21 protein-coding genes and 1 pseudogene are annotated in these 25278 nt (G+C 70.5%); 18 read left to right on the forward strand and 4 right to left on the reverse strand.

What is annotated here, in order from left to right:
- Positions 1 to 121 precede the first annotated feature (121 nt).
- From ACQPZK_RS01840 to ACQPZK_RS01910, 15 genes and pseudogenes are all read left to right on the forward strand, one after another.
- Entirely contained in the window at positions 122 to 487 is a 366-nt protein-coding gene (locus ACQPZK_RS01840; protein ID WP_007454588.1) for an NADH-quinone oxidoreductase subunit A, read from the forward strand.
- Between the two features lie 14 nt (positions 488 to 501).
- Complete coding sequence (locus ACQPZK_RS01845; RefSeq protein WP_433536622.1) at positions 502 to 1179, forward strand: NuoB/complex I 20 kDa subunit family protein; 678 nt, start codon at positions 502 to 504, stop codon at positions 1177 to 1179.
- Positions 1176 to 1913 (forward strand): NADH-quinone oxidoreductase subunit C, encoded by a 738-nt coding sequence (locus ACQPZK_RS01850; protein WP_433536623.1) that lies wholly within the window; start codon positions 1176 to 1178, stop codon positions 1911 to 1913. The genes ACQPZK_RS01845 and ACQPZK_RS01850 overlap by 4 nt, the downstream gene beginning before the upstream one ends.
- Positions 1910 to 3235, forward strand: a complete 1326-nt coding sequence (locus ACQPZK_RS01855; RefSeq protein WP_433536624.1) for an NADH-quinone oxidoreductase subunit D — start codon at positions 1910 to 1912, stop codon at positions 3233 to 3235. Before ACQPZK_RS01850 ends, ACQPZK_RS01855 begins: the two co-directional genes overlap by 4 nt.
- Positions 3232 to 4098 (forward strand): annotated as a pseudogene (nuoE, locus tag ACQPZK_RS01860) (NADH-quinone oxidoreductase subunit NuoE); the annotation flags it as partial. The gene ACQPZK_RS01855 and the pseudogene nuoE, both read left to right, overlap by 4 nt.
- A gap of 341 nt (positions 4099 to 4439) precedes the next feature.
- Positions 4440 to 5756 (forward strand): NADH-quinone oxidoreductase subunit NuoF, encoded by a 1317-nt coding sequence (gene nuoF / locus ACQPZK_RS01865; RefSeq protein ID WP_433536625.1) that lies wholly within the window; start codon positions 4440 to 4442, stop codon positions 5754 to 5756.
- On the forward strand, positions 5756 to 8248 hold the full coding sequence (locus ACQPZK_RS01870; protein ID WP_433536626.1) for an NADH-quinone oxidoreductase subunit G: 2493 nt from the start codon (positions 5756 to 5758) through the stop codon (positions 8246 to 8248). The genes nuoF and ACQPZK_RS01870 overlap by 1 nt, the downstream gene beginning before the upstream one ends.
- On the forward strand, positions 8245 to 9597 hold the full coding sequence (nuoH, locus tag ACQPZK_RS01875; RefSeq protein ID WP_433536627.1) for an NADH-quinone oxidoreductase subunit NuoH: 1353 nt from the start codon (positions 8245 to 8247) through the stop codon (positions 9595 to 9597). Before ACQPZK_RS01870 ends, nuoH begins: the two co-directional genes overlap by 4 nt.
- 1 nt (position 9598) lies before the next feature.
- Complete coding sequence (gene nuoI, locus ACQPZK_RS01880; RefSeq protein WP_433536628.1) at positions 9599 to 10240, forward strand: NADH-quinone oxidoreductase subunit NuoI; 642 nt, start codon at positions 9599 to 9601, stop codon at positions 10238 to 10240.
- Positions 10237 to 11007: an NADH-quinone oxidoreductase subunit J gene (locus ACQPZK_RS01885; RefSeq protein WP_433536629.1), complete on the forward strand. Its 771-nt coding sequence runs from the start codon at positions 10237 to 10239 to the stop codon at positions 11005 to 11007. The genes nuoI and ACQPZK_RS01885 overlap by 4 nt, the downstream gene beginning before the upstream one ends.
- Positions 11007 to 11324: an NADH-quinone oxidoreductase subunit NuoK gene (gene nuoK, locus ACQPZK_RS01890; RefSeq protein WP_433536630.1), complete on the forward strand. Its 318-nt coding sequence runs from the start codon at positions 11007 to 11009 to the stop codon at positions 11322 to 11324. Before ACQPZK_RS01885 ends, nuoK begins: the two co-directional genes overlap by 1 nt.
- A 12-nt stretch (positions 11325 to 11336) precedes the next feature.
- A complete protein-coding gene (gene nuoL, locus ACQPZK_RS01895; RefSeq protein WP_433536631.1) occupies positions 11337 to 13262 on the forward strand; it encodes an NADH-quinone oxidoreductase subunit L in 1926 nt (641 codons plus the stop codon).
- A 64-nt stretch (positions 13263 to 13326) separates the two neighbouring features.
- Complete coding sequence (locus tag ACQPZK_RS01900; protein WP_433536632.1) at positions 13327 to 14859, forward strand: NADH-quinone oxidoreductase subunit M; 1533 nt, start codon at positions 13327 to 13329, stop codon at positions 14857 to 14859.
- Positions 14856 to 16409: an NADH-quinone oxidoreductase subunit NuoN gene (gene nuoN, locus ACQPZK_RS01905; RefSeq protein ID WP_433536633.1), complete on the forward strand. Its 1554-nt coding sequence runs from the start codon at positions 14856 to 14858 to the stop codon at positions 16407 to 16409. Before ACQPZK_RS01900 ends, nuoN begins: the two co-directional genes overlap by 4 nt.
- 90 nt (positions 16410 to 16499) lie before the next feature.
- On the forward strand, positions 16500 to 17585 hold the full coding sequence (locus ACQPZK_RS01910; RefSeq protein ID WP_433536634.1) for a polyprenyl synthetase family protein: 1086 nt from the start codon (positions 16500 to 16502) through the stop codon (positions 17583 to 17585).
- Between the two features lie 302 nt (positions 17586 to 17887).
- Here the strand turns inward: ACQPZK_RS01910 and ACQPZK_RS01915 are convergent, their stop codons facing one another.
- Complete coding sequence (locus ACQPZK_RS01915; RefSeq protein ID WP_433536635.1) at positions 17888 to 19087, reverse strand: MFS transporter; 1200 nt, start codon at positions 19085 to 19087, stop codon at positions 17888 to 17890.
- Positions 19088 to 19241: 154 nt separating this feature from the next.
- Here ACQPZK_RS01915 and ACQPZK_RS01920 point away from each other — a divergent pair, with 154 nt between their 5' ends.
- The gene (locus ACQPZK_RS01920; protein ID WP_433536636.1) at positions 19242 to 20024 is read left to right on the forward strand and encodes an IclR family transcriptional regulator; all 783 of its coding nucleotides are present in this window, start codon (positions 19242 to 19244) and stop codon (positions 20022 to 20024) included.
- Positions 20025 to 20120: 96 nt separating this feature from the next.
- Here ACQPZK_RS01920 and ACQPZK_RS01925 read toward each other — a convergent pair whose 3' ends face one another.
- On the reverse strand, positions 20121 to 22235 hold the full coding sequence (locus ACQPZK_RS01925; protein WP_433536637.1) for a PhoX family protein: 2115 nt from the start codon (positions 22233 to 22235) through the stop codon (positions 20121 to 20123).
- A gap of 236 nt (positions 22236 to 22471) precedes the next feature.
- Between ACQPZK_RS01925 and ACQPZK_RS01930 the strand changes: the two genes are divergently transcribed.
- The gene (locus ACQPZK_RS01930; protein WP_433539080.1) at positions 22472 to 22966 is read left to right on the forward strand and encodes a sigma-70 family RNA polymerase sigma factor; all 495 of its coding nucleotides are present in this window, start codon (positions 22472 to 22474) and stop codon (positions 22964 to 22966) included.
- Complete coding sequence (locus tag ACQPZK_RS01935) at positions 22963 to 23685, forward strand: anti-sigma factor family protein (protein ID WP_433536638.1); 723 nt, start codon at positions 22963 to 22965, stop codon at positions 23683 to 23685. Before ACQPZK_RS01930 ends, ACQPZK_RS01935 begins: the two co-directional genes overlap by 4 nt.
- 150 nt (positions 23686 to 23835) lie before the next feature.
- On the opposite strand, the gene rarD is transcribed toward ACQPZK_RS01935, so the two are convergent.
- Entirely contained in the window at positions 23836 to 24753 is a 918-nt protein-coding gene (rarD, locus tag ACQPZK_RS01940) for an EamA family transporter RarD (protein ID WP_433536639.1), read from the reverse strand.
- Positions 24750 to 25247 (reverse strand): GNAT family N-acetyltransferase, encoded by a 498-nt coding sequence (locus ACQPZK_RS01945; RefSeq protein ID WP_433536640.1) that lies wholly within the window; start codon positions 25245 to 25247, stop codon positions 24750 to 24752. The genes rarD and ACQPZK_RS01945 overlap by 4 nt, the downstream gene beginning before the upstream one ends.
- Positions 25248 to 25278: the final 31 nt, after the last annotated feature.

Below are 25278 nucleotides of genomic sequence, written 5' to 3' on the forward strand. Positions count from 1 at the left end.
GTGCTGGTCACAGCCTCGACGCCGACAAAGATCGACCCCCGCCGGCAGCCACCGCGAGGGACGTGAATAGTGTGATTTTCGTCAAGCACTGACGGCAGGGAAGGACGAGCAGGAGAAAACGATGTCGCTCTCGCCTTACGCACCGATCATCGGGCTGTTCGCCCTCGCCGCGGCGTTCTCGCTGTTCTCCGTCGGCGCCGCCCGCTTCGCCGGTCCCCGTCGTTACAACAAGGCCAAACTCGAGGCGTACGAGTGCGGCATCGAGCCCAGCCCGCAGCCGGTCGGCGGCGGGCGGTTCCCGATCAAGTTCTACCTGACGGCGATGCTCTTCATCGTCTTCGACATCGAGATCATCTTCCTCTACCCCTGGGCGGTCTCGTTCGACGCTCTGCCGATCTTCGGCTTCGTGGAGATGGTCCTGTTCATCGTCGCGGTCTTCGTCGCTTACGCCTACGTGTGGCGGCGCGGCGGCCTGGACTGGGACTGAGGAAGGAACGTCAGATGGGCATCGAGGAGAAGCTCCCCGCCGGCGTCCTGCTCACCTCGGTGGAGAAGCTGGTCAACTGGTCCCGGAAGTCGTCCGTGTGGGGCGCCACCTTCGGCCTGGCCTGCTGCGCCATCGAGATGATGGCCGCCGGTGGTCCGCACTACGACATGGGCCGCTGGGGCATGGAGGTCTTCCGGGCCTCGCCCCGACAGGCCGACCTCATGATCGTGGCCGGTCGGGTCAGCCAGAAGATGGCGCCGGTGCTGCGCCAGATCTACGACCAGATGGCCGAGCCCCGCTGGGTGCTCTCGATGGGCGTGTGCGCCAGCAGCGGCGGCATGTTCAACAACTACGCCATCGTGCAGGGTGTCGACCACGTCGTACCCGTCGACATGTACCTGCCCGGCTGCCCGCCCCGGCCGGAGATGCTCATCGACGCGATCCTCAAGCTCCGCGAGAAGATCATGTACGAGCCGCTGGGCGCGAACGGCCGCAAGATGCTGGCGGCCCGCCAGGAGCGCGGCGACGTCCCGGTCGTGCCGTACGGCTCGATGCCGTCCTCCTACCGCAACGACAAGGCCCGGCGTGCCGAGTGGACCCAGGCGGTCCGCGAGGGGCGCGAGGAGCAGTTGCGGATCGAGAACTGGATGAACGCCCAGAACCATCTCCACCCGCAGGCAGGCCCGAAATGACGTCTCCCACGGACAAGACCAACGACGGCGGGGTGCCGGTGCCGGTGACGCCGCCCGGCGCCAGCGCGACCGCCCCGGCCGAGTACCCGCCGGTCAGCCCGGCGGGTCGCGGGATGTTCGGCAACCAGGGCACGGGTGACGTGTCCGGCTACGGCGGCCTGGTCCGCCCGCGCCAGCCCATCGAGGAGGCCTCCCGGCCGTACGGCGGGTACTTCGACGAGGTCCGTGACGCGCTGGAAGAGGCGTACCCGGCCTTCGGCGACGCGATCGAGAAGGTGGTCGTCGACCGGGGTGAGCTGACCCTGCACGTCCGCCCCGAGCGGATCGCCGAGGTCTGCCAGGTGCTGCGCGACGACATGGCGCTGCGGTTCGAGCTGTGCTCCTCGGTGTCCGGGGTGGACTACCTCGGCGCGGACGAGCGCCGACTGCACGTGGTCTACCTGCTCACCTCGATGACCTACCGGCGTCGGATCCGGCTGGAGGCCGCCGTCTCCGCCGAGTCTCCGCACCTGCCCAGCGTCACCGCCGTCTACCCGACGGCCGACTGGCAGGAGCGGGAGGCGTACGACATGTTCGGCATCGTCTTCGACGGCCACCCCAACCTGACCCGGATCCTCATGCCGGACGACTGGGAGGGCCACCCGCAGCGCAAGGACTACCCGCTCGGTGGCGTGCCCGTCGAGTACAAGGGTGCGGAAATTCCACCGCCGGACCGTAGGAGGTCCTACCAGTGACCACGTCGAACTACGCGACCGAACGCGAGACCACCGAGGGCCGGGTCTTCACCGTCACGGGTGGGGACTGGGACACGGTCGTGTCGGGCACCGACCCGATCAACGACGAGCGCATCGTGGTCAACATGGGTCCGCAGCACCCGTCCACCCACGGGGTGCTCCGCCTGATCCTCGAACTGGAGGGTGAGACGGTCCGCGAGGCCCGCTCGGTCGTCGGCTACCTGCACACGGGCATCGAGAAGAACCTCGAGTACCGCAACTGGGTCCAGGGTTCGACGTTCGTGACGCGGATGGACTACCTGTCCCCGATCTTCAACGAGACGGCGTACGCGCTGGCCGTGGAGAAGCTGCTCGGCATCACCGACGACGTCACCGAGCGGGCCACCACCATCCGCGTGCTGATGATGGAGCTCAACCGGATCTCGTCGCACCTGGTCTGGCTGGCCACCACCGGCATGGAGCTGGGCGCCATCTCGATCATGCTGTACGGCTTCCGCGAGCGGGAGTACATCCTCGACATCTTCGAGACCATCACCGGCCTGCGGATGAACCACGCGTACGTCCGGCCGGGCGGTGTGGCGCAGGACGTGCCGGACGACGCGATCCGCAAGATCCGCGAGTTCCTGAAGATGATGCCGAAGAAGCTCAAGGAGTACGAGGACCTGCTCTCCGGCCAGCCCATCTGGACCGAGCGGACCAAGGGCGTGGCGGTGCTGGACGTCACCGGCTGCGTGGCGCTGGGCATCACCGGTCCGGTGCTGCGCTCGGCCGGGCTCGGCTGGGACCTGCGCAAGACCATGCCGTACTGCGGTTACGAGACGTACGAGTTCGACGTGCCCACCCACCCCGACGGTGACGTGTGGGGCCGCTACCAGGTCCGGCTCGCCGAGATCCGCGAGTCGATGAAGCTGGTCGAGCAGGCGTTGGACCGGCTGCGTCCGGGCCCGGTGATGGTCGCCGACCGCAAGATCGCGTGGCCCGCGCAGCTCGCCATCGGCGTCGACGGCATGGGCAACTCGCTGGAGCACGTCGCGAAGATCATGGGTCAGTCGATGGAATCGCTGATCCACCACTTCAAGCTGGTCACCGAGGGCTTCCGGGTCCCGCCCGGCCAGGTGTACGTCGGCATCGAGTCGCCGCGCGGCGAGCTGGGCGTGCACGCCGTCTCCGACGGTGGCACCCGGCCCTACCGGGTGCACTACCGGGAGCCGAGCTTCGTCAACCTCCAGGCCCTCCCGGCGATGGCCGAGGGTGGCCTGATCGCCGACGTGATCGCCGGCGGCGCCTCGCTGGACCCCGTGATGGGTGGTTGTGACCGATGAGCGTTGTTTTCACTGAGCAGACCCGCGAGCGGGCACGCGAGATCATCGCCCGCTACCCGGCGGACCGGTCCCGCTCGGCCCTGCTGCCGCTGCTGCACCTGGTCCAGGCCGAGGAGGGGTACGTCTCTCCGGCCGGCGTGACGTTCTGCGCCGAGGTGCTCGGGCTGAACAAGGCCCAGGTCGGCGCGGTCGCCACCTTCTACACCATGTACAAGCGCAAGCCCACCGGCGACTTCCTGGTCAGCGTCTGCACCAACACCATGTGCAACGTGCTGGGCGGTCAGGAGGTCTACGACACCCTCTCCGAGCACCTGGGTGTCGGGCACGACGAGACGACCGCCGACGGCACCATCACGCTGGAGCACGCCGAGTGCCTGGCGGCCTGTGACTACGGGCCGGTGATGACCGTCAACTACGACTTCTTCGACGGCGTGGATCCGTCCACGGCGGTCGGTGTGGTCGACGAGCTGCGCGCGGGCGGGCGGCCGACGCCGACGCGCGGCGCGCGGCTGTGCACGCTCAAGGAGATGGCGGTGCAACTCGCCGGCTTCGCCGACGAGCGGGACGGCGCGGTCGCCGACGGCGGACCGGGCGAGCCGACCCTGCGGGGCCTGCGGTTGGCGCAGGAGCACGGCGTCTCGGTGCCGGGCTTCGACCCGAACACCCCGATCCGCAGCAAGGCCGAGGCCGACAAGGCCGCCGCCGAGGCGAAGGCGAAGGCGGAGGCCGCCAAGCCGGCCCCCGTCGAGGCCACCACCGCGCCGGTCAAGGGCAGCGACGGTGCGGCCACCCCGGCTGCGGCTCCCGCCACTGACGTCACCAGCGGCGACGGTGCGGCCACCCCCACGGGTACGCCCGGCAACGCCGAGCCGGTCGAGCCGGCGGCGGCCACCGGCAGCACCGCACCGGACGTGAAGGCGCCGGACGACAAGTCGCCGCAGGTGCGTACCGCCGAGACCCGGCAGCCCGACGCGGAGACGGCCGTGCCGGACGCGCCCGGCACGAAGGTGCCGGCGGAGACGTCGCCGCCGGCCCCGCGCGACGCGCAGGCGGCCCAGGCTGCCGGCGCGGCGGCCAACACCCCGGCCGGCGACGGCAAGCCCGCCGGCGACTCGACCGGCGCGCAGGAGCGCAACCTCACCGAAGCGTCGGCGGACGCGGATGGCACGGACCCCGCCGCCGCGAGCGAAACGGGGGCCCACAAGTGACCACTCCCCGCCCGGAGACGCTGGCCAAGCTGACGCCGGTGCTGACCAAGCGCTGGTTGTCGCCGGACGCCTGGCGGATCGGCACCTACGAGCAGCTCGACGGCTACGCCGCCCTGCGCAAGGCCCTCAAGGCCCACCCGGACGACCTGATCCAGCTCATCAAGGACTCCGGGCTGCGCGGTCGTGGCGGCGCCGGCTTCCCCACCGGTCTCAAGTGGGGCTTCATTCCGCAGGGTGACGGTAAGCCGCACTACCTGGTGGTCAACGCCGACGAGGGCGAGCCGGGCACCTGCAAGGACCTGCCGCTGATGACCCACGACCCGCACGCGCTGGTCGAGGGCGTGATCATCGCGTCGTACGCGATCCGGGCCAGCCGCGCCTACATCTACATCCGGGGCGAGGCCGTGCACGCCGCCCGGCGGCTGCGCAACGCCGTCCAGGAGGCGTACGACAAGGGTTACCTGGGCCGGAACATCCTGCGCAGCGGCTTCGACCTGGAGCTGGTGGTGCACTCCGGCGCCGGGGCGTACATCTGCGGCGAGGAGACGGCGCTGCTCGACTCGCTGGAGGGGTTCCGGGGGCAGCCTCGGCTGCGCCCGCCGTTCCCGGCCACCCACGGCCTGTACGCGAGCCCGACGGTGGTCAACAACGTCGGCACCATCGCCAGCGTGCCGCCGATCGTGCTCGGTGGGGCCGACTGGTGGAAGAGCATGGGCACCGAGAAGTCCTCCGGCCCGATGATCTACTCGCTCTCCGGGCGGGTCGCCAACCCCGGCCAGTACGAGTGCTCGATGGGCGTCACGCTGCGGGAGCTGCTGGAACTGGCCGGCGGCATGCAGCCCGGTCACAACCTGCGGTTCTGGACCCCGGGTGGATCGTCGACCCCGCTGCTCGCGGCCGAGCACCTGGACGTGCCGCTGGACTTCGAGGGTGTGGCGGCGGCCGGCTCGATCCTGGGCACCACGGCCACGCAGATCTTCTCCGACCAGGACTGCCCGGTATACGCGACGTACCGCTGGCTGGAGTTCTACCACCACGAGTCGTGCGGCAAGTGCACCCCGTGCCGGGAGGGCAACTACTGGATGGTCCGGGTCTACCGGCGGATCCTCTCCGGCCAGGGCACCCACGAGGATCTGGACACCCTTCTGGACACCTGCGACAACATCCTCGGCCGCTCGTTCTGCGGTCTGGGTGACGGCGCGACCAGCTCGGTGACCTCGTCCCTGAAGTACTTCAAGCAGGACTACCTCGACTACATCGAGGGTCGGACCGCACCCAAGCTGTCGGAGAAGACCCTGGTAGGGGCGCACTGATGACCGACGTAGCCAAGCAGACCGAGACCGTCACCCTCACCATCGACGGCGTCGAGGTCACCGCCCCGAAGGGGGCGCTGCTGATCCGGGTCGCCGAGCAGATGGGCACCGAGATCCCCCGGTTCTGCGACCACCCGCTGCTGGCCCCGGCCGGCGCGTGCCGGCAGTGCCTGGTCGAGGTGGAGGGCCAGCGCAAGCCGGTCGCCTCCTGCACCCAGACCGTCGCCGACGGCATGGTCGTGCGGACCCAGCTCACCTCCCCGGTGGCGCAGAAGGCGCAGGAGGGGGTGATGGAGCTGCTGCTCCTCAACCACCCGCTGGACTGCCCGATGTGCGACAAGGGCGGTGAGTGCCCGCTCCAGAACCAGGCGATGTCCACCGGCCGCACCGACTCGCGCTTCCACGAGCACAAGCGCGAGTACGAGAAGCCGATGGCGATCAGCAGCCAGGTCCTGCTGGACCGCGAGCGCTGCGTGCTCTGCCAGCGCTGCACCCGGTTCTCCGAGGAGATCGCCGGCGACAAGTTCATCGACCTGATGGGCCGGTCGTCCGCCGAGGAGATCAACATCTACCGGGACGACGCGTACGGCGAGCAGGGCGACGACGGCGATGTGCCGTTCAACTCCTACTTCTCCGGCAACACCGTGCAGATCTGCCCGGTGGGCGCGCTGACCGGCGCGCAGTACCGGTTCCGGGCCCGCCCGTTCGACCTGGTGTCCAGCCCGAGCGTCTGCGAGCACTGCTCGGCCGGCTGCGGGCAGCGCACCGACTGGCGGCGCGGCAAGGTTCTGCGCCGGCTCGCCGGTGACGAGCCCGCCGTGAACGAGGAGTGGAACTGCGACAAGGGTCGGTGGGGCTTCCAGTACACCCGGGCCGCCGACCGCCTGACCAACCCGCTGGTCCGTGACGAGCAGACCGGTGAGCTGCGGGAGGCGTCCTGGAGCGAGGCGCTCACCCGGGCTGCCGAAGGGCTGCACGCGGCCCGCGAGGGCGGCCAGGGCACGGCGGTGCTCACCGGCGGTCGACTGACCGTCGAGGACGCCTACGCGTACGCCAAGTTCGCCCGGGTCGCGCTGAACACCAACGACATCGACTTCCGGGCCCGGCCGGTCTCCCGTGAGGAGGCCGACTTCCTGGCCAGCTCGGTCGCCGGGGTCACCGACGTCACGTACACCGACGTGGAGAACGCGCCGGCCGTGGTGCTGGTGGGCCTGGAGCCGGAGGAGGAGTGCCCGATCCTCTTCCTGCGGCTGCGCAAGGCGTACCTCAAGAAGACCCTGACGGTGTACGCGCTGGCGCCGTTCGCCACGCGCGGCCTGGAGAAGCTCGGCGCCAAGCTGGCCCGGGTCGTGCCCGGCGAGGAGGCGAGCGTGCTCGCCGAGCACGCCACGGTCAGCGAGGCGCTCAGCGCGCCCGGCGCGATCCTCATCGTCGGCGAGCGGCTGGCCACCGTGCCGGGCGGGCTCTCCGCCGCGGCGGACGTGGCCCGGCGTACCGGCGCGAAGTTGGCCTGGGTGCCGCGGCGCGCGGGTGACCGCGGCGCGGTCGACGCGGGCTGCCTGCCCAACCTGCTCCCCGGGGGCCGGCTGGTCACCGAGCCGGCCGCGCGGGCCGAGCTGGGCGAGGCGTGGGACATTCCGGCCGGGGTGATCCCCAGCCAGGCCGGTCGGGACACCGACGGCATCCTGGCGGCGGCGGCCAACGGGCAGCTCGGCGCGCTGGTGGTGGGCGGTGTCGACCCGGCCGACCTGGCCGACCCGCGGCTGGCCGAGGCCGCGCTGGACGCGGTGCCGTTCCTGGTCAGCCTGGAACTGCGCGCCAGCGCGGTGACCCGGCGGGCCGACGTGGTCCTGCCGGTCGCGCCGGTGGTCGAGAAGGCCGGCAGCTTCCTCGACTGGGAGGGCCGGCTGCGTCCGTTCGAGGCGGTGCTGAACACGGCCGCGATGACCGACGGACGGGTGCTCGACGCGCTGGCCGCGCTCCTCGACGTCCGCCTCGGCACCGCCGACGTGCCGAGTGTCCGCCGCGAGCTGGGCTCGTTGCCGGCCACGCGGACGACCCGGCCGTCCGCGCCGTCCGTGTCACCGGGCACGGTCCCGCACCCGGGCGCCGGGGAGGCCGTGCTGGCGACCTGGCACCAGCTCGTCGACAACGGCACCCTGACCGAGGGCGACGAGAACCTCGCCGGGACCGCCCGTCCGCCGGTGGTCCGGCTGGGCAAGGACACCGCCGAGACGCTCGGTGTCGCCGACGGCGACGCGGTCACGGTCGGCACCGACCGGGGCGCGCTGACCCTGCCGGCGGAGATCACCGAGATGCCGGACGGCGTGGTCTGGCTGCCCACGAACTCACCCGGTTCGACCGTGCGACGCAGCCTCGGGGCGACGTCCGGCACGGTCGTCCGGATCTCCGTCCCCGCATCGGGTACGGCCATCCCGGCCGGACGCGTGGCGGCCGACGAGACCATCCTCAGTTCTGGGGGTAACCAGTGAACTCGATCGTCCTGGCTCAGGACCCGACGCTCGCCGACTTCGGTCACGATCCGTGGTGGCTGGTTCTCGGCAAGATTGTCTTCGCCTTCGCGTTCGGTCTGCTGGCCACCCTGCTCGGTGTCTGGTTCGAACGGCGCGTGGTCGGTTACATGCAGGTGCGGCCCGGCCCGAACCAGGTCGGCCCGCTCGGTCTGCTGCAGACCCTCGCCGACGGCCTGAAGATGGCCTTCAAGGAGGACATCCTCCCGAAGGCGGCCGACAAGGTCGTCTACTTCTTCGCGCCGACGATCTCGGTGATCTGCGCGGTCACCGCGCTGTCGGTGGTGCCGTTCGGCCCGATGGTGAGCATCTTCGGCCACCACACGCCGTTGCAGGTCACCGACGTGCCGGTGGCCGTGCTCCTGCTGCTGGCCTGCTCCTCCATGGGCGTCTACGGCATCGTGCTGGGCGGTTGGGCCTCCGGCTCGACGTACCCGCTGCTCGGCGGTCTCCGGTCGAGCGCCCAGATGATCTCGTACGAGGTCGCGATGGGCCTGAGCATCGTGGCGGTCTTCATGACCGCCGGCACGATGAGCACCAGCGGGATCGTCGCCGCACAGGGTGACGCCACCCGGCTGACCATCTTCGGCACCGAGATCCCGGCCCCGGGCTGGTACGCGATCCTGCTGCTGCCCAGCTTCATCATCTTCTTCATCGCCACCGTCGGTGAGACCAACCGGGCGCCGTTCGACCTGCCCGAGGCCGAGTCCGAGCTGGTCGCCGGCTTCATGACCGAGTACAGCTCGCTGAAGTTCGCGCTCTTCATGCTCAGCGAGTACGTCGCCATGGTGACGATGTCCGCGGTCACCACCACGCTGTTCCTCGGCGGTTGGCGGGCACCGTGGCCGATCACGCTGTGGGAGGGCGCCAACTCCGGTTGGTGGCCGATGCTCTGGTTCTTCGGCAAGGTCATCGCGCTGGTCTTCGTCTTCGTGTGGCTGCGCGGCACGCTGCCCCGGCTGCGCTACGACCAGTTCATGCGCTTCGGCTGGAAGGTCCTGCTGCCGATCAACCTGGTCTGGATCCTGGTCCTGTCGGGCCTGCGGTCCATCGAGGGTTGGAGCTGGGAGGGCAAGGCGACCGCGGTCGGCATCCCGGCCGGCATCCTGCTGATCGCCACGCTCTTCTGGCCGAGCCGGAAGCCGCAACCGAAGCCGACGACGCAGGAACAGGTCGACAGCCGGCCGTACGGGAGCTTCCCGCTGCCGCCGATGGATCTACAGGTACCACCGAGCCCGCGTATCACGCGCGTGGTCGCCGAGCGGGAGCCGGCCAACATCGTCGCCGGCTCGGACTCCAGGGAGGTGTGACGTGGGCGCGATCACCGGAACGTTCAAGGGCTTCGGTGTCACCTTCTCGCACATGTTCAGGAAGGTCGTCACCACCGACTATCCGTTCAAGCCGCCGGTGTCGGCGCCGCGCTACCACGGGCGGCACATCCTCAACCGGCACCCGGACGGCCTGGAGAAGTGCATCGGCTGCGAGCTGTGCGCCTGGGCCTGCCCGGCGGACGCCATCTACGTCGAGGGCGGCGACAACACCGACGAGCAGCGCTTCTCGCCGGGTGAGCGGTACGCCAGCACCTACCAGATCAACTACGCGCGGTGCATCTTCTGTGGGCTGTGCATCGAGGCCTGCCCGACCCGTTCGCTCACCATGAGCAACGAGTACGAGCTGGCCCGGGACAACCGGCAGGACCTGATCTTCACCAAGGAGCAGTTGCTCGCCCCGCTGTTGGAGGGCATGGAGCAGCCGCCGCACCCGATGCGGCTGGGTGACAGCGAGAAGGACTACTACGTCGGCGCGCTCGACAACCCGGGCACGTCCGCCGGTGCGGAGACGTCGCCGATGGGCCCCGGCCGCTACCAGGTCGAGGAGCACCCCGGCGTGACGTTCCCGGGCGCCGAGCAGGCCGCCCAGCGTGCGGCGGCCGGCAAGGGAGAAAACGCATGACCACGTCTACGGTGCTCGCCGCGGCGAACTCCGTCTCCAACGGCGAGGCGATCACCTTCTGGATCCTCGCGCCGCTCGCGCTGATCGGCGGGATCGGGATGGTGGCGGCCCGCAATGCCGTGCACTCGGCGCTGTGGCTGGTGCTGACCATGCTCTGCCTGGGCGTGTTCTACGTGCTCCAGTCCGGTCCGTTCATCGGCATGGTGCAGATCATCGTCTACACCGGCGCGATCATGATGCTGTTCCTGTTCGTGCTGATGCTCGTCGGCCGGGACGCGTCCGATTCGCTGATCGAGACGCTGCGCGGCCAACGGGTCGCCGCGATCGTGCTCGGTGTGGGCTTCGCCGCGCTGGTCGGCACCGGCGTCTACCGGGCGCTCGACAAGACCACGGCGGTCGGCCTCGACCAGGTCAACGCCGAGGGCAACGTGCAGGGCATCGCCCGGCTGCTGTTCACCAAGTACGTCTTCGCGTTCGAGTTGACCTCGGCGCTGCTGATCACCGCGGCGGTCGGCGCCATGGTGCTGGCCCACGTGGAGCGGCGTAAGCAGGACAAGGTCGACCAGGTGTCGACCATGCGGGCGCGCTTCGCCCCGGGCAACTACCCCGGTCCGAAGCCCGGCCCCGGTGTCTTCGCGACCTCCTCCTCGGTGGCCACGCCGGCCCGGCTGCCCGACGGCCGCCTGACCGACCGCAGCACCCCGGCGATCCTTCCGCAGCGCGAGCTGACCGCCGAGGAGACCTCGCTGAAGGGGACGGACAAATAATGGGATCGTTCTTCTCGGTCGAGCCGAACTACTACCTCTTCCTCGCCGCGGTGCTGTTCACCATCGGCGCTGCCGGGGTGCTGATCCGGCGCAACGCGATCGTGCTGTTCATGTGCGTGGAGCTGATGCTCAACGCGGCCAACCTGACACTGGTCACCTTCAGCCGGATCAACGGTGACCTCAACGGCCAGATCATGGCGTTCTTCGTGATGGTGGTGGCGGCGGCCGAGGTCGTGGTCGGCCTCGCGATCATCATGGCCATCTTCCGGACGCGACGCTCGGCGAGCGTCGACGACGCCAACCTGCTGAAGTACTAAAGGGGTCCACCGGTGGAAGAGACTGTGGAATACGCCCAGGCCACGGGGCTGCTCGGGGGCGTCTGGCTGCTGGTGGCGATCCCGCTGCTCAGCGCGGCCATCCTGCTGCTGCTCGGCCGGCGGGCCGACCGCTGGGGGCACTGGTTGGGTGTGGCGGCCATCGGCGCCGCGTTCGTGCTCGGCCTCTCCTCCTTCTTCCAGCTTCGTGGCCTGGAGAACAAGTCGGTCGAGCTGAGCCTGTGGGACTTCATCACGGTCGGTGACCTGCGCGTCGACTTCGGCCTGCTGTTCGATCCGCTGGCCGCCGTCTTCGTGCTCCTGATCACCGGCGTCGGCTTCCTGATCCACCTGTACGCCGTCGAGTACATGGCGCACGACGCGGGTCGTCGCCGGTTCTTCGCGTACTTCAACCTGTTCGTCGCCGCCATGCTGCTGCTGGTGCTCGGCAACAACTACGTGATGCTCTACTTCGGCTGGGAGGGCGTCGGTCTGGCGTCGTACCTGCTGATCTCCTTCTGGTACGGGCGGCCGAGCGCTGCCACGGCCGGCAAGAAGGCGTTCCTGATGAACCGGGTCGGTGACACCGGCCTCGCCATCGGCATCTTCATCATGTTCGCGACCCTGGGCACCACCCAGTACGACGAGGTGTTCAACGGCGTCGGCTCGCTGACCGGCGCCACCGTTCTGGTCCTCGGCCTGTTGCTGCTGCTCGGCGCGGCCGGTAAGTCCGGCCAGTTCCCGTTGCAGGCATGGCTTCCGGACGCGATGGAGGGCCCGACCCCGGTGTCGGCGCTCATCCACGCCGCCACCATGGTCACCGCCGGTGTCTACCTGATCGCCCGGTCCAACCCGATCTTCTCCGCGAACTCGACGCTCCAGCTCGTGGTGGTCAGCGTCGGCGCGCTCACCCTGCTGATGGGCTGCATCATCGGCGCGGCCAAGGACGACATCAAGCGGGTGCTCGCCTGGTCGACGGTGAGCCAGATCGGCTACATGTTCCTCGGCGTCGGCCTCGGCGGCGGGGCGTACGCGCTGGCCATCGTGCACCTGCTGGCGCACGGCTTCTTCAAGGCCAACATGTTCCTGGGCGCCGGCTCGGTCATGCACGGGATGAAGGACCAGGTGGACATCCGCCGCTTCGGTGGGCTGTCGTCGTACATGAAGGTCACCTGGTTGACGTTCATGATGGGCTGGCTGGCCATCATCGGCATGTTCCCGTTCTCCGGCTTCTTCTCCAAGGAGCCGATCATCGTGGCCGCCTTCGAGCGGGAGGACTGGACCGCCTGGCTCTACGGCGGCGCCGCGCTGCTCGGCGCCGGGCTGACCGCCTTCTACATGACGCGGCTGTTCGTACTCACCTTCCACGGCCCGAAGCGGTGGACCGAGGACATCGAGCACCCGCACGAGTCGCCGAAGCTGATGACCATCCCGCTGATCCTGCTGGCGGTCGGTTCGGTCGGGGCCGGTTTCCTGCTCTCCACCTCCGTGCCGGACTGGCTGACGTCCACCGCCGGGCTGGGCGGTGAGCACGCGGAGCACGAGCCGGTCCTCTCGCACCTCGTGATCACCACGCTGTCGCTGCTGGTCACCGTGCTCGGCGCCGGCCTGGCCTGGTTCCTCTTCCGGGCCGGTACGGCCACCGCGCCGCAGCCGGCCGGCATCCTGGTCACCGCCGCCCGACGCAACCTCTACACCGACGCCGTCAACGAGGCGGTCTTCGAGAAGCCGGGCATCTTCCTCACCCGGGCGCTGGTCTTCCTCGACAACCGGGGTATCGACGGTCTCGTCAACGGGCTGGCCGCCGCCGTCGGCGGTGGTTCGGGTCGACTCCGGCGGATGCAGACCGGCTTCGTCCGCTCGTACGCCACCTCGATCCTGGCCGGCGCGCTGCTGGTGATGGCGGCGTTCCTGGCGGTGCAGGCGGGGTGGTTGGCGTGACCGACCTGAAGACGCCCGCCCCCGCCGGCGGACCACGCATCCACGACGGAGGTAAGGCCGCATAATGTCCAACTTCCCGTTCCTCTCGGTGCTCACCGTGGCGCCACTGGTGGGCGCTCTGGTGGTGGCCTTCCTGCCGCGCCGCCGGCCGGAGCTCGCCAAGCAGGTGGCCTTCGCCTGGTCACTGCTGGTACTGGTGCTCTCGGTGGTGATGTGGGTCAGCTTCAACGCCGGCGGTGACCGGTTCCAGTTCCGGGAGTCGTACACCTGGATCCCGAACTGGGGCGTCAGCTTCACCTTCGCCGCCGACGGCATCGCGCTGGTGATGCTGATGCTCATCGCGGTGCTGGTGCCGTTGGTGATCCTGGCGTCCTGGCACGACGCCGAGTCGTCGAAGCGGTCCATCCCGGTCTACTTCGCCCTGCTGCTGATCCTCGAGAGCACGATGATCGGCGTCTTCGCGGCCGCCGACGTCTTCCTGTTCTACGTGTTCTTCGAGGTCATGCTCGTGCCGATGTACTTCCTCATCGGCAGCTACGGCGGCCACCAGCGGCAGTACGCGGCGGTGAAGTTCTTCCTCTACTCGCTGGTCGGCGGCCTGTTCATGCTGGCCGCGGTGATCGGCCTGTGGGTGGTCGGTGGCAAGACGTTCGACTGGCAGGCGCTCTCGCAGGTCGACATCAGCACCGGCACCGAGCGGTGGCTGTTCCTCGGCTTCTTCCTCGCGTTCGCCATCAAGGCCCCGTTCTTCCCGTTCCACACCTGGCTTCCGGACGCCGGTGGCGCCGCCCCGGCGGGCGCTGCCGCGCTGCTGGTCGGTGTGCTGGACAAGGTCGGCACGTTCGGCATCCTGCGCTACTGCCTGCCGCTGTTCCCCGAGGCGTCGAAGTGGTTCGCGCCCTGGGCGCTGGCGTTGGGCGTGATCGGCATCATCTACGCGGCGCTGCTGGCGGTCGGTCAGAACGATCTCAAGCGGCTGGTGTCGTACACCTCGATCGCGCACTTCGGCTTCATCGGGGTGGGCATCTTCGCGTTCACCTCCCAGGCCGGCACCGGCGCGGTCCTCTACATGCTCAACCACGGTCTGGCCACCGGTCTGCTCTTCCTCGTGGTGGGCATGCTGGTCGCCCGGCGTGGCTCGGCGTTGATCAGCGACTTCGGTGGGGCCGGCAAGATGGTCCCGGTGCTCGCCGGTGTGCTGTTCTTCGCCGGTCTGGCCTCGCTCGCGCTGCCGGGGACCGCGCCGTTCATCTCCGAGTTCCTGGTGCTGATCGGCACGTTCACGGTGAACAAGCCGGTGGCGGTCATCGCCACGCTCGGCATCATCCTGGCGGCCGCGTACGTGCTGTGGATGGTGCAGCGCACCACGCAGGGCACGCTCAACCCGGCGCTGACCGAGGTCGACGGGATGCGCCGGGACCTCAACCTGCGTGAGAAGGTCGTGGTCGCCCCGCTGATCGCGCTGATCGTGCTGCTCGGCTTCTACCCGAAGCCGGTCACCGACGTGATCAACCCGGCCGTCCAGGCGACCATGGACGACATCGGCAGGACCGACCCCGCCCCATCGGTGGGCACCGTCCAGGAGGCGGCAAAGTGACCGAGTTGAAACTGCCGTCGCTCGACTACGCGGCGCTCGCCCCGATCATGATCATGCTGAGCACCGCGTTGCTCGGCGTGCTGGTCGAGGCCTTCGTGCCCCGGCGTTCGCGACACCTGGTGCAGCTGACGCTGGCACTGCTGGCGGTGCTCGCCGCGCTGACCATGGTGGTCCTCAACGCCGACGATCGGCTCGTGACGGCCGGTCAGGCCATCGCGGTGGACGGGCCGACGCTGTTCCTCCAGGGCGCGATCCTGGTGCTGGCGGCCATGGCGCTGCTCCTGATCGGCGACCGCTCCGTCGAGCGGGGCGGTGCGTTCGTCGCCCAGGCCGCCGTGACGGCGGAGTCGGCCGACGACCGGAAGCAGGCCGAGGGCCGCAACGGCCTCACCGAGGTGTACCCGCTCATCACGTTCGCCATCGGCGGCATGCTGATCTTCGTGGCGGCGAACGACCTGCTGACCATGTTCATCGCGTTGGAGGTCTTCTCCCTCCCGCTGTACCTGCTCTGCGCACTGGCTCGCCGCCGGCGGCTGCTGAGCCAGGAGGCGGCGATGAAGTACTTCCTGCTCGGCGCCTACGCCTCGGCGTTCTTCCTGTTCGGTGTGGCCCTGATCTACGGCTTCACCGCCGGTGTTCCGGGCCGCTCCGCGGGTGTCGACTTCGCGACCGTCCACGCGGCGGTGATCGAGTCTCCGGCCAGTCCGGTGCTGCTCTTCGCCGGCATGGCGCTGCTCGCCATCGGTCTGCTCTTCAAGGCCGCCGCGGCGCCGTTCCACGTCTGGACCCCGGACGTCTACCAGGGCGCGCCGACCCCGATCACCGGCTTCATGGCGGCCTGCACCAAGGTCGCCGCGTTCGGCGCCCTGCTGCGTGTCTTCCACGTCGCGTTCGAGGGCGGGGACTGGAACTTCACCCCGGTCCTCGGCGCGGTGGCGGTGCTGACCATGCTGGTCGGCGCGGTGCTCGCGGTCACCCAGACCGACATCAAGCGGCTGCTCGCGTACTCGTCGATCGCCAACGCCGGTTACCTGCTGGTCGGCGTGCTGGCACCGAGCCGGGACGGGCTGTCCGGCACGATGTTCTACCTGGTCGCGTACGGCTTCTCGGTGCTCGCCGCGTTCGCCGTGGTGACCCTGGTCCGGGACGCCGACGGCGAGGCCACCCACCTGTCCCGGTGGGCCGGGTTGGGCCGGCGCTCGCCGTTCTTCGCCGCGCTGTTCACGTTCATCCTGCTGGCCTTCGCCGGTATCCCGCTCACCAGCGGATTCACCAGCAAGTTCGCGATCTTCGGGCCGGCCCTGGAGGAGGGCCAGGCGTGGCTGGTGATCGCCGGTGTGCTGACCAGCATGGTGCTCGCGTTCCCGTACCTGCGGGTCGTGGTGATGATGTGGCTGTCCGAGCCGGGCGAGTCCACGCCGACCGTGACCGTGCCGGGCGGGCTCACCTCCGCCGCCCTGATGATCGGCGTGCTGGCCACCCTGGCACTGGGTGTCGCCCCGGCGCCGCTGCTCGACCTGGCTACCGGAGCCGCCGAATTCGTGCGGTGACACGTAGCTCGACCACCGGGGGCCGGCGCGCGACAGCGTGTCGGCCCCCGGTGCGTATCCCCGACCCGGAGCAGGTAGAACGGGTGTGGCATGGTTGATGGTGTGGTGATTCCGGCTGGCGAGCGTTCAGGTGCCACCGGTTCCGGCGGTCGCCGGGGTCGGGCGAGCATGAGTCAGTTCGGCGCGCTCGGCCTTCATCTCGCCGATCCCCGCGTCGAGGCATCCGTGCTGGGCCTGCTGGAAGCGGTCGAGGTCGAGCTGGGTGCCAGTGTGGCCAGCGCCGACCCGTTCGTCTCCGAGGCGGCCCGGCACCTTCTCGACGCCGGAGGTAAGCGGTTCCGGCCGCTGCTGGTGGCGCTCGGCGCTCAGTTCGGCGATCCCACGGGCGCGCAGGTGGTCCCGGCGGCCGTGGTGATGGAGCTCACGCACCTGGCCACCCTCTACCACGACGACGTCATGGACGAGGCGGACGTGCGGCGGGGCGCGCCGAGCGCCAACTCGCGTTGGACCAACTCGGTCGCCATCCTGGTCGGCGACTACCTCTTCGCCCGGGCCGCGGACATCGCGGCGGAACTGGGGCCGGAGGCGGTCCGGTTGCAGGCGCGCACCTTCGCCCGGCTGGTACACGGCCAGATCGCCGAGACGGTGGGGCCACGTGCCGGCGACGACCCGGTCGCGCACTACCTGAACGTGATCGCCGAGAAGACCGGCTCCCTGATCGCCACGTCGGCCCGCTTCGGCGGCATGTTCAGCGGCGCTCCGGCGGAGCACGTCGAGGCACTCGCCGGGTACGGCGAGACGATCGGCGTCGCCTTCCAGCTCTCCGACGACCTGCTCGACATCGCGTCCGAGTCGGTGCAGTCGGGCAAGACGCCCGGCACGGACCTGCGCGAGGGCGTCCCGACGCTGCCGGTGCTCTACGCCCGTGCGGCCGACGACTCCGACGCCTCCTCGGTGCGGCTGCGCGAGATCCTGGCGACCGGCCCGCTGACCGACGACGCGCTGCACGCCGAGGCCCTGGGGCTGCTGCGGGAGAGCCCGGCGCTCAAGCGTGCCCGGGAGACCGTGCGCAGCTACGCCGAGGACGCCCGCGCGTGTCTGGCCCCGCTCCCCGCGAGCTCGTCACGCCAGGCCCTCGAATCGCTCTGCGACTACATCGCCGACCGCACCAGCTGACCGTCACCAAGCCCACCGGTCCGCGTCAGCACCCCCTCCACCTTGGTCCGCGCCCCCCGCAGGGTCGCGCCCCCTCCAGCTCGGTCGCGCCCCCTTCCAGCTCGGTTACGCCCCTTCCAGCTCGGTTGCGCCCCCTTCCAGCTCGGTTGATCATGAAGTTATCGCCTCGACACGCCGAGTGGTCGAGCAATAACTTCATGATCACCGGGCGAGGCGAGGCGAGGCGAGGCGGGGCGGGGCGCGGCGGCGCGGGGCGGTGGCCGGGCGGGGCGGCGGCCGGGTGGGGCGGCGGGGCGGGCGGGTCAGGGGTGGGCTGGGTTTGGGGTGTTGGTGGTTGTCAGGAGGCGGCTGCCGGTCAGCATCAGGGCGGCGGCCAGGAGCATCGACACCGACGCGGTGGCCCACATCGCCGGGTAGCCCAGGTGGGCGGCGAGCGGGCCGAGGCTCAACGGACCGAGGCAGCCGCCCGCGTACACCCCGGTCTGCGTGATCGAGGTGGCGGCGGCCGGAGCCTGCGGATGCAGGCGGACCACCGCGAAGTTCATGAGGCCGGGCCACGCCCAGCCCAGACCGAACCCGAGCACCACGCCCGCCACCAGCGGAACCGGGCCGGCCACCGCGAGGAGACCCAGCCCCAGCGCCCCGATCACCAGCATCGCGGCGATGAGCGCGACGTGACCGTTGGCCCGCCGGTCGGCCAGTCCGCCGGCACCCACCCGGGCGACGACGCAGACCGCGCTGCCGAGGGTCAGGGTGAGGCCGGCGAGGCCGGGCGAGAGGCCCCGGGCAGCGGCCGAGTCGACCAGGAAGGTGCCGAGCGCGTTCGCCGCGGCCGCCGCCAACGTCGCCGCCGCCCCGACCACCACCAGGGCCGTCGTGGCCCGGCCCTCGCGCGTCGCATCGGCCCGACGGGCGCGGCCCGACACCTGCCGGGGTACGGCCGGCAGCGTCGTCAGCGCCGCGACGGCCGCGACCACGAACGCCCAGCGCCAGCCGGCGGTGAGCGCGATCGTGGGCACCGCCGCGCCGGCCAGCAGGGTGGAGACCGGGATCGCCGCCTGCTTCACGCCGAACGACAGCCCCTGCCTCCTCGGCGGGACGTGCTCGGCCAGCGCCGCGTTGCTCGCCAGTTGTCCGAGGGCGTTCGCGGCGGCGCTGAGCGCCAGCAGGACGAGCAGCACCCCGTACGAGCGGGCGACCGCTGCCACGGCCAGCATCGAGCCGGAGGCCAGCACGATGCCGCAGCGAGCCACCAGGGTCGGCCCGTACCGCTCGACGAGGCGTCCGGAGGGCACCGAGGCCAGCGCGCTCACGCCGAAGTAGACGGAGACCGCCAGACCCAGCCCGGCGGGGGAGAAGTGGAGATCCGTACCCATCTGGACGGCGAGGCCGCCGAGCAGGAAGACGGGTAGGACGCAGGCCACGGTGGTGGCCACGGCGCCCGCGCTGGCCCGGATCGGGCGGGTGCGGGCGCGGGCGGGGGTGAGGGCGGTGTCGGTCATCGTGCGGCAAACCTACGCGAGTCGTGCTCAGGCAACTCCTGGTGACCGCTGCGGTACGAAGAGTGGATGGGGATCTGGCATCCTCGACCCGAACAGGCATTTCGCACGCGGCCTGTTTTTCATATGGTGTAAGTCCCCGGCGGCGGAGGTGGTTGTGCGCGACCCCTTGGCAGAACCTTCGGACCTGATCCGCAGCGTGTCCCGAGCACTACGGGTGCTCGAGTCGGTCGGTCGCGCCCCGAAGGGGCTGACCGTGAAGCAGATCGCCCGACGGTGTGAGCTGACCGTGGCCACCACCTACCACCTCGTCCGCACCCTCGCGTACGAGGGCTACGTGATCCGTCGCGAGGACGGCACGTACATCGTGGGCCTCGAGGTGGCCGACCGTTACCGCGAGCTGGTGACCGCCTTCCGTGGGCCGCCGGTGGTCGGCGAGACGTTGCGCCGCGCCGCCGTCGACACCGGTTACAGCCACTTCCTGGGTCGGTTCGTCGGCGGTCAGGTCGCCATCACGGCGGTGGCCGAGGGGCACCGATCGCCCTACCTGGAGGACCTCGTCCCCGGCTTCGACGAGGGAGCCCACGCGACCGCTCTCGGCAAGTCCCTGCTCGCCACCCTGACCGCCGAGCAGCGCTTCCGCTATCTCCGCGAGTACGGCATGCGCCCCTTCACCAGCGGCACGCTGACCACCAGCGAGGCGTTCGAGGCCGACCTGGCCGCCGGTGACCGCCGGGGGATGCAGTTGGAGTTGGGACAGTTCCGTCAGGGGGTGGCCTGCGCGGCGGTGCTCGTCGCCCCCGACAAGGACATGGAGCGCCGGGTCGTGCTGGCCTGCGCCCTGCCCGCGAGCGAGATGATGACCTCCGCCCGAGTCGTACGCGCGAAGCTGCTCACCGTCGCCCGTACGGTCGCCGACGGCATCGCCGCCGACCACTGACCTCAGGACGCGCCAGAGGCCCCCTCCCGGGCTGGGAGAGGGCCTCTGGCGGGCGGTCCGGCGCCGAACCGCCCGAGCAACGTCAGCGGCGCATCGTCAGCTGCCCACCGGGCCGCCGTCGAGGCGCCAGGTGACCACCACGCCCGGCTTGGCGTAGTCGCCGTCGGGCCAGTTGGAGGCCGGGTTCTCCACCGACGCGCCGGTGATCTCGCCGGGGTGCTGCACCGCGACGAACACCGAGCGGTTGTCGCCGGTGATGAACGGGCCGCAGGTCTCCGCGCCGATCGGCACGGTCAGGAACTGCTTGAGGTGGCCCTTCTCCGGCCCCTCGACGGCGGTGGCGAAGAGGCCGTCGTTGCTGCCCAGCGCGTTGCCGTCGGTGGAGATCCACAGGTTGCCGGTGGCGTCGAAGGCGACGTTGTCCGGGCACGAGATCGGGGAGACCTTGGTCTTGTCGTACCCCGAGAAGAAGGTCGAGGGGTCGGTCGGGTCGCCGCAGACGATGGGCAGCGACCAGGCGAACGTCTCCGCCGTGTTGTCGTTGCGGTCCTCGACCAGCTCCAGGATCTGCCCGTGCTTGTTGGCGTTGCGCGGGTTGGCCTCGTCCGCCGGCGCCTTGCCGGCCTTGCCGCGGTCGGTGTTGTTGGTCAGCGCCACGTACACCTTGCCGGTCAGCAGGCTCGGCTCGACGTCCTCGGGACGGTCCATCTTGGTCGCGCCGACCTTGTCACCGGCGAGCCGCGTGAAGGTGAGCACGTCCGCCGCGGTCATCCCGTCGACGTACGACCTGTTGCCGCTGACCAGCTTGATCCAGCGGCCCCGACCGTCGAACGCGCCGTCGCTGGGCAGGTTGCCGGAGCCGTCGATCTCGGCGGCGCTGGTCTGGTCGAGCTTCGCCACGTAGAGCGTGCCGGACTCCAGCAGGGTGAGGTTGTGCTTGCGGGCGGCCCACGAGTTGCCCGTGAGGAACTTCTTGTCCGAGACGAACTTGTACAGGTAGTCGAACCGCTCGTCGTCGCCCATGTACGCGACCACGTGGCCATCCTTGGCGACGATGACGTTCGCGCCCTCGTGCTTGAAGCGGCCCATCGCGGTGTGCTTGCGCGGACGGCTCTCCGGGTCGAACGGGTCGATCTCGACGACCCACCCGAACCGGTGCGCCTCGTTGGGGTGCTTGGCCAGGTCGAAACGCTCGTCGGCGCGTTCCCACTTGCGGCTGCCGCTGGGGTAGCGGCTGGCGGTGCTGATGCCGTACCGGTCCAGCTTCGGCTTCAGGTCGGCCGGCGCGGCGTCCGCGCCCACGAAGTACTGGTTGAAGTTCTCCTCACCGGAGAGCACGGTCCCCCACGGGGTGACGCCACCGGAGCAGTTGTTCAGCGTGCCGACGACCGTACGGCCCTTGGGGTCGGCGGCGGTCTTCAGCCACGCCGAGCCGGCCGCCGGGCCGGTCAGGTCGAACTTGGTGCTCAGCGCGGTGACCCGCCGGTTGTACGGCCGGCGGCCGTTGCCCACGGGCTTCCACTGCCCGGTGCCACCGACCCGCTCCAGCTCGACCACGGACATGCCGTGTGCGGCCATCGCGGTGCGCAACTGCTCCACGGAGAGCCCGTCCAGGCCGGGGAAGCCCGGGAACATGAGGTCCTCGTTGGTGTACTCGTGGTTGACCACGAGCAGCGCCCGCTTGCCCTGCTTGTCCAGCTGCAGCACGCCCACGAAGTCGTTGTTGTAACCGAACTGCTTCGACTGCGCGGCGGCGCTCTGGTGGTGCAGGTCGAACGCCGGCGCGCCCGGCAGCACCGGGTCACCCCACTTGATCACCACGGCGTGGTCGTAGCCGTTGGGTACGACCAGGGTGTCCAGCCTGTTCGGCGGAATCGGCTTGAAGGTCAGCGCGCCGCTGCCGACGCCCGTGTTGGGACGGCCGAAGCCGAAGTTCTCCGGCACCTCGGGAGCATTGGGTGCGGCGACGGCGGGGCCCGCGCCGGCCGCCGCGCCGCCGAAGCCGAGCACCAGGGCGCCGACCGCGCCGGCCCGGACCACGCCGCGCCGCGAGACCTCCGCGTCCACCACGTCACCGAAGTACGCGTTGTCGGACATGTTCGGGACAGGGTGGTCACAGGCGTTGCCGCAGCGGTACAGGCAGGTCATGGCGTCACGGGTGCCGTGGCGCTTGCCGGTCAACAGCGGGAGCAGCCGGGGACGGTCGCTCATTGAAGAGGCCTCCAGGTAAGTGGGTGGCACGACAGGCGGCGTACCAGCCGGACGCTAGGAGGACGCGGTGAGCGGTCGTCGGCCGCGATGTGAACCAGGCGTGAACACCTGCCTGGCCACCAGTGGTCTGACCTCGGGCTGAACCGTTCGGCGTCACCGCACGTATTCCCGGGCGGACGCACCGCCGGACACGCGCCGGAAGTGAGGAGACCGCCATCAGCGACCATGACGCCCAACTGCTGCGGGCGCTGCACGACGAGCACGCGGAGGCGCTGTACGCACACGCCCTGCGACTCGTCAACGGCGACCGGCAGCGGGCCGAGGACCTGGTGCAGGAGACGCTGCTGCGGGCCTGGCGGCACCCCGAGTCCCTCGACCCGCGGCGGGGCTCCGTGCGGGCCTGGCTGTTCACGACCGCCCGCAACCTGGCCATCGACGCCTGGCGTCGACGCTCCACCCGGGTCGGTGAGGTGTTCACCGACGAGATTCCCGAGCCGCCGGAGGTCGTCGACGAAGCCGAGCGCGCCGTGGAGGCGTGGACCGTCGCCGAGGCGTTGAACCGCCTCAGCCCGACCCATCGTGAAGTCCTGGTGGAGTGCTTCTACCAGGGGCGGTCGGTGGCGGAGGCGGCGGCGCGACTGGGGGTGCCGCCGGGCACCGTCAAGTCACGCACCCACTACGCGCTGCGCTCACTACGGTTGGTCCTGGCCGAGATGGGGGTGACGGGATGACCCGGTGCGAGTTCGCGCACGACGACGGCGCGTACGTGCTGGGTGCCCTGGCCCCCGCCGAGCGGGCGGCCTACGAGCGGCACCTCGCCGGCTGCGCCTCCTGCCGGGACGCTGTCGCGGAGATCGCCGTCCTACCGGGACTGCTCGGCCGCCTCGACCCGGCGGGCCTGGAACAGTTCCTGCCACCGCCGACCGCACCCCGGGCGCCCGCGCTGCTCGAGGAGGCCCGGGCGCGCCGGCGCCGCGAACGCGCCAGGACCCGTCGTCGGTACGCTTTGACGGCGCTGGCCGCCGCCGCCCTGGCACTGGTGGTCGGCGTCGGAACGGCCGCCGTGCTGCCCCGACCGGTCGAGCCGCCGGCTGACCCGGGAGCGCGTGGCACGTCCCGCCCCGCTCCGCAGGTGTCGATGGTCGCCATGCGGCCGGTGGCGCTCGCCGGTCCGGTGCACGCCGAGATCGGGCTGGCCGGCAGCAAGTGGGGCACCGAGATCACCATGCACTGCGGCTACGACGCGCGGACGAGCTACGGCAAGGCGTACCCGTTCCGTCTGGTGGCGAGGGGCCCGAGCGGCGCCAGCGAGCAGATCGGTTCCTGGCTGGCGGCCCCCGGCGACGACCTGGTGTTCACCGGCATGACCCGCTTCACCGACGCAGAACTGGTAAGCGTGGAACTCCAGAGAGCCGACGGCACCCCCCTCCTCACCTACGCAGTCCCCTAACCCCACCCCACCCCACCCCGCCCCGCCCCACCCCTCAGTGCCGCGATCTTGCACTTTCTGTGGCGCCATATCGGGTGCAGATCGACAAATCGACAACAGAAACTGCAAGATCGCCGGGGGCGGGGCGGGGCGGGGCGGGGCGGGGCGGGGTTACGGGGTTGGGACTGGGGTGGGGACTCGGGGGGTGTTGCGGGACTGGCGGGAGTTGTTGATGGCGTCGGCGGTGAAGACCATCAGGGCGAGCCAGACCAGCGCGAAGCCGGCGAGGCGGGCCGGCGGCATCGGCTCGTGGAAGATCAGCACACCGCAGGCGAGCTGGAGGATCGGCGCCAGGTACTGGATCATCCCGAGGCCGGTCAGCGGCAGCCGGTTGGCGGCCCCGGCGAAGAGCAGCAGCGGGATCGCGGTGGCCGCGCCGGCCAGCACCAGCAGCGCGGTGTGCCCGGCCGAGACGTGCCCGAAGGTCAGTCCGCCGTGCCGGGACAGCCAGGCCAGGTAACCCAGCGCGGGCAGCGCCAGCACCGCAGACTCGACGAAGAGCCCTTCGGCGGCGGGCAGCCCGAGCCGCTTCTTGATCAGGCCGTAGCCGGCGAAGCTGAACGCCAGGGTCAGCGCCAGCCAGGGCGGTCGGCCGTAGTCGACGGCGAGCACCGCCACGGCCGACCCGCCGATGCCCAGGGCCACCCACTGCGCGGCCCGGAGCCGCTCCCGCAGCACGGTCACCCCGAGCAGCACCACCACCAGGGGGTTGATGAAGTAGCCGAGCGCGGTCTCCACCACCCGGTCGGAGCTGACGCCGTAGATGTAGGCGCCCCAGTTGACGGCGATGAGCGCCGCCGCGGCGACGATCCCGGCGAGTGCCCCGCGTCGGCGCAGCAGCGCCCGTAGGAAGCCGACGTTGCGCAGCGCGCCGAGCAGCAGGGCCACGAAGAGCACCGACCACACGATCCGGTGGGCCAGGATCTCCAACGGGCCGGTGGGTCGCAGCAGCTTGAAGTACAGCGGAAAAAAGCCCCAGAGCAGGTACGCGCCGATGCCGTAGAGGTATCCCAGGCGGAGTGGCGTCACGCCTCCACCGTAAGGGGCGAACCTCCGTTTTGTTCCTTTCCGGTGACGGGGCTCACCGGCGGTCGCCGGTCGAGGTTCATCCACCGCTCGGGAACGTCCAACGGAGTGAAGCCGACCCGCGCGTACACCTCGTGCGCGTCGTTGGTGGCCAGCAGGATCCGGCGTACGCCCAGGTCGGCCAGGTGGTCGCGGACCGCGCCAGCCAGCCACGTGCCCAGCCCGGAGCCCCGCGCGGACCGGTCGACGTACACGTCGCAGAGCCACGCGAAGGTCGCACGGTCGGTGACCACACGGGCCACCGCCACCTGACGGCCGTCCTGCGGCCGGTAGACGCCGAACGGCAGTGACCCTTCGAACGCGCGCACGACGGTTTCCCGGTCGCGTCCCAGTGCCCAGTACGCGTCGGTGGACAGCCAGTGGTGCACGCGGTCCAGATCGAGCCGGGCGGGATCGGTGCTGAGCAGGTGGCCGTCGGCCCGCGTCAGGGTGAACACGTCGGCGACGCTAACCCACCCGCGCGGTCCG

The organism is Micromonospora sp. CA-249363 (assembly GCF_050950185.1).
Lineage (GTDB): Bacteria > Actinomycetota > Actinomycetes > Mycobacteriales > Micromonosporaceae > Micromonospora.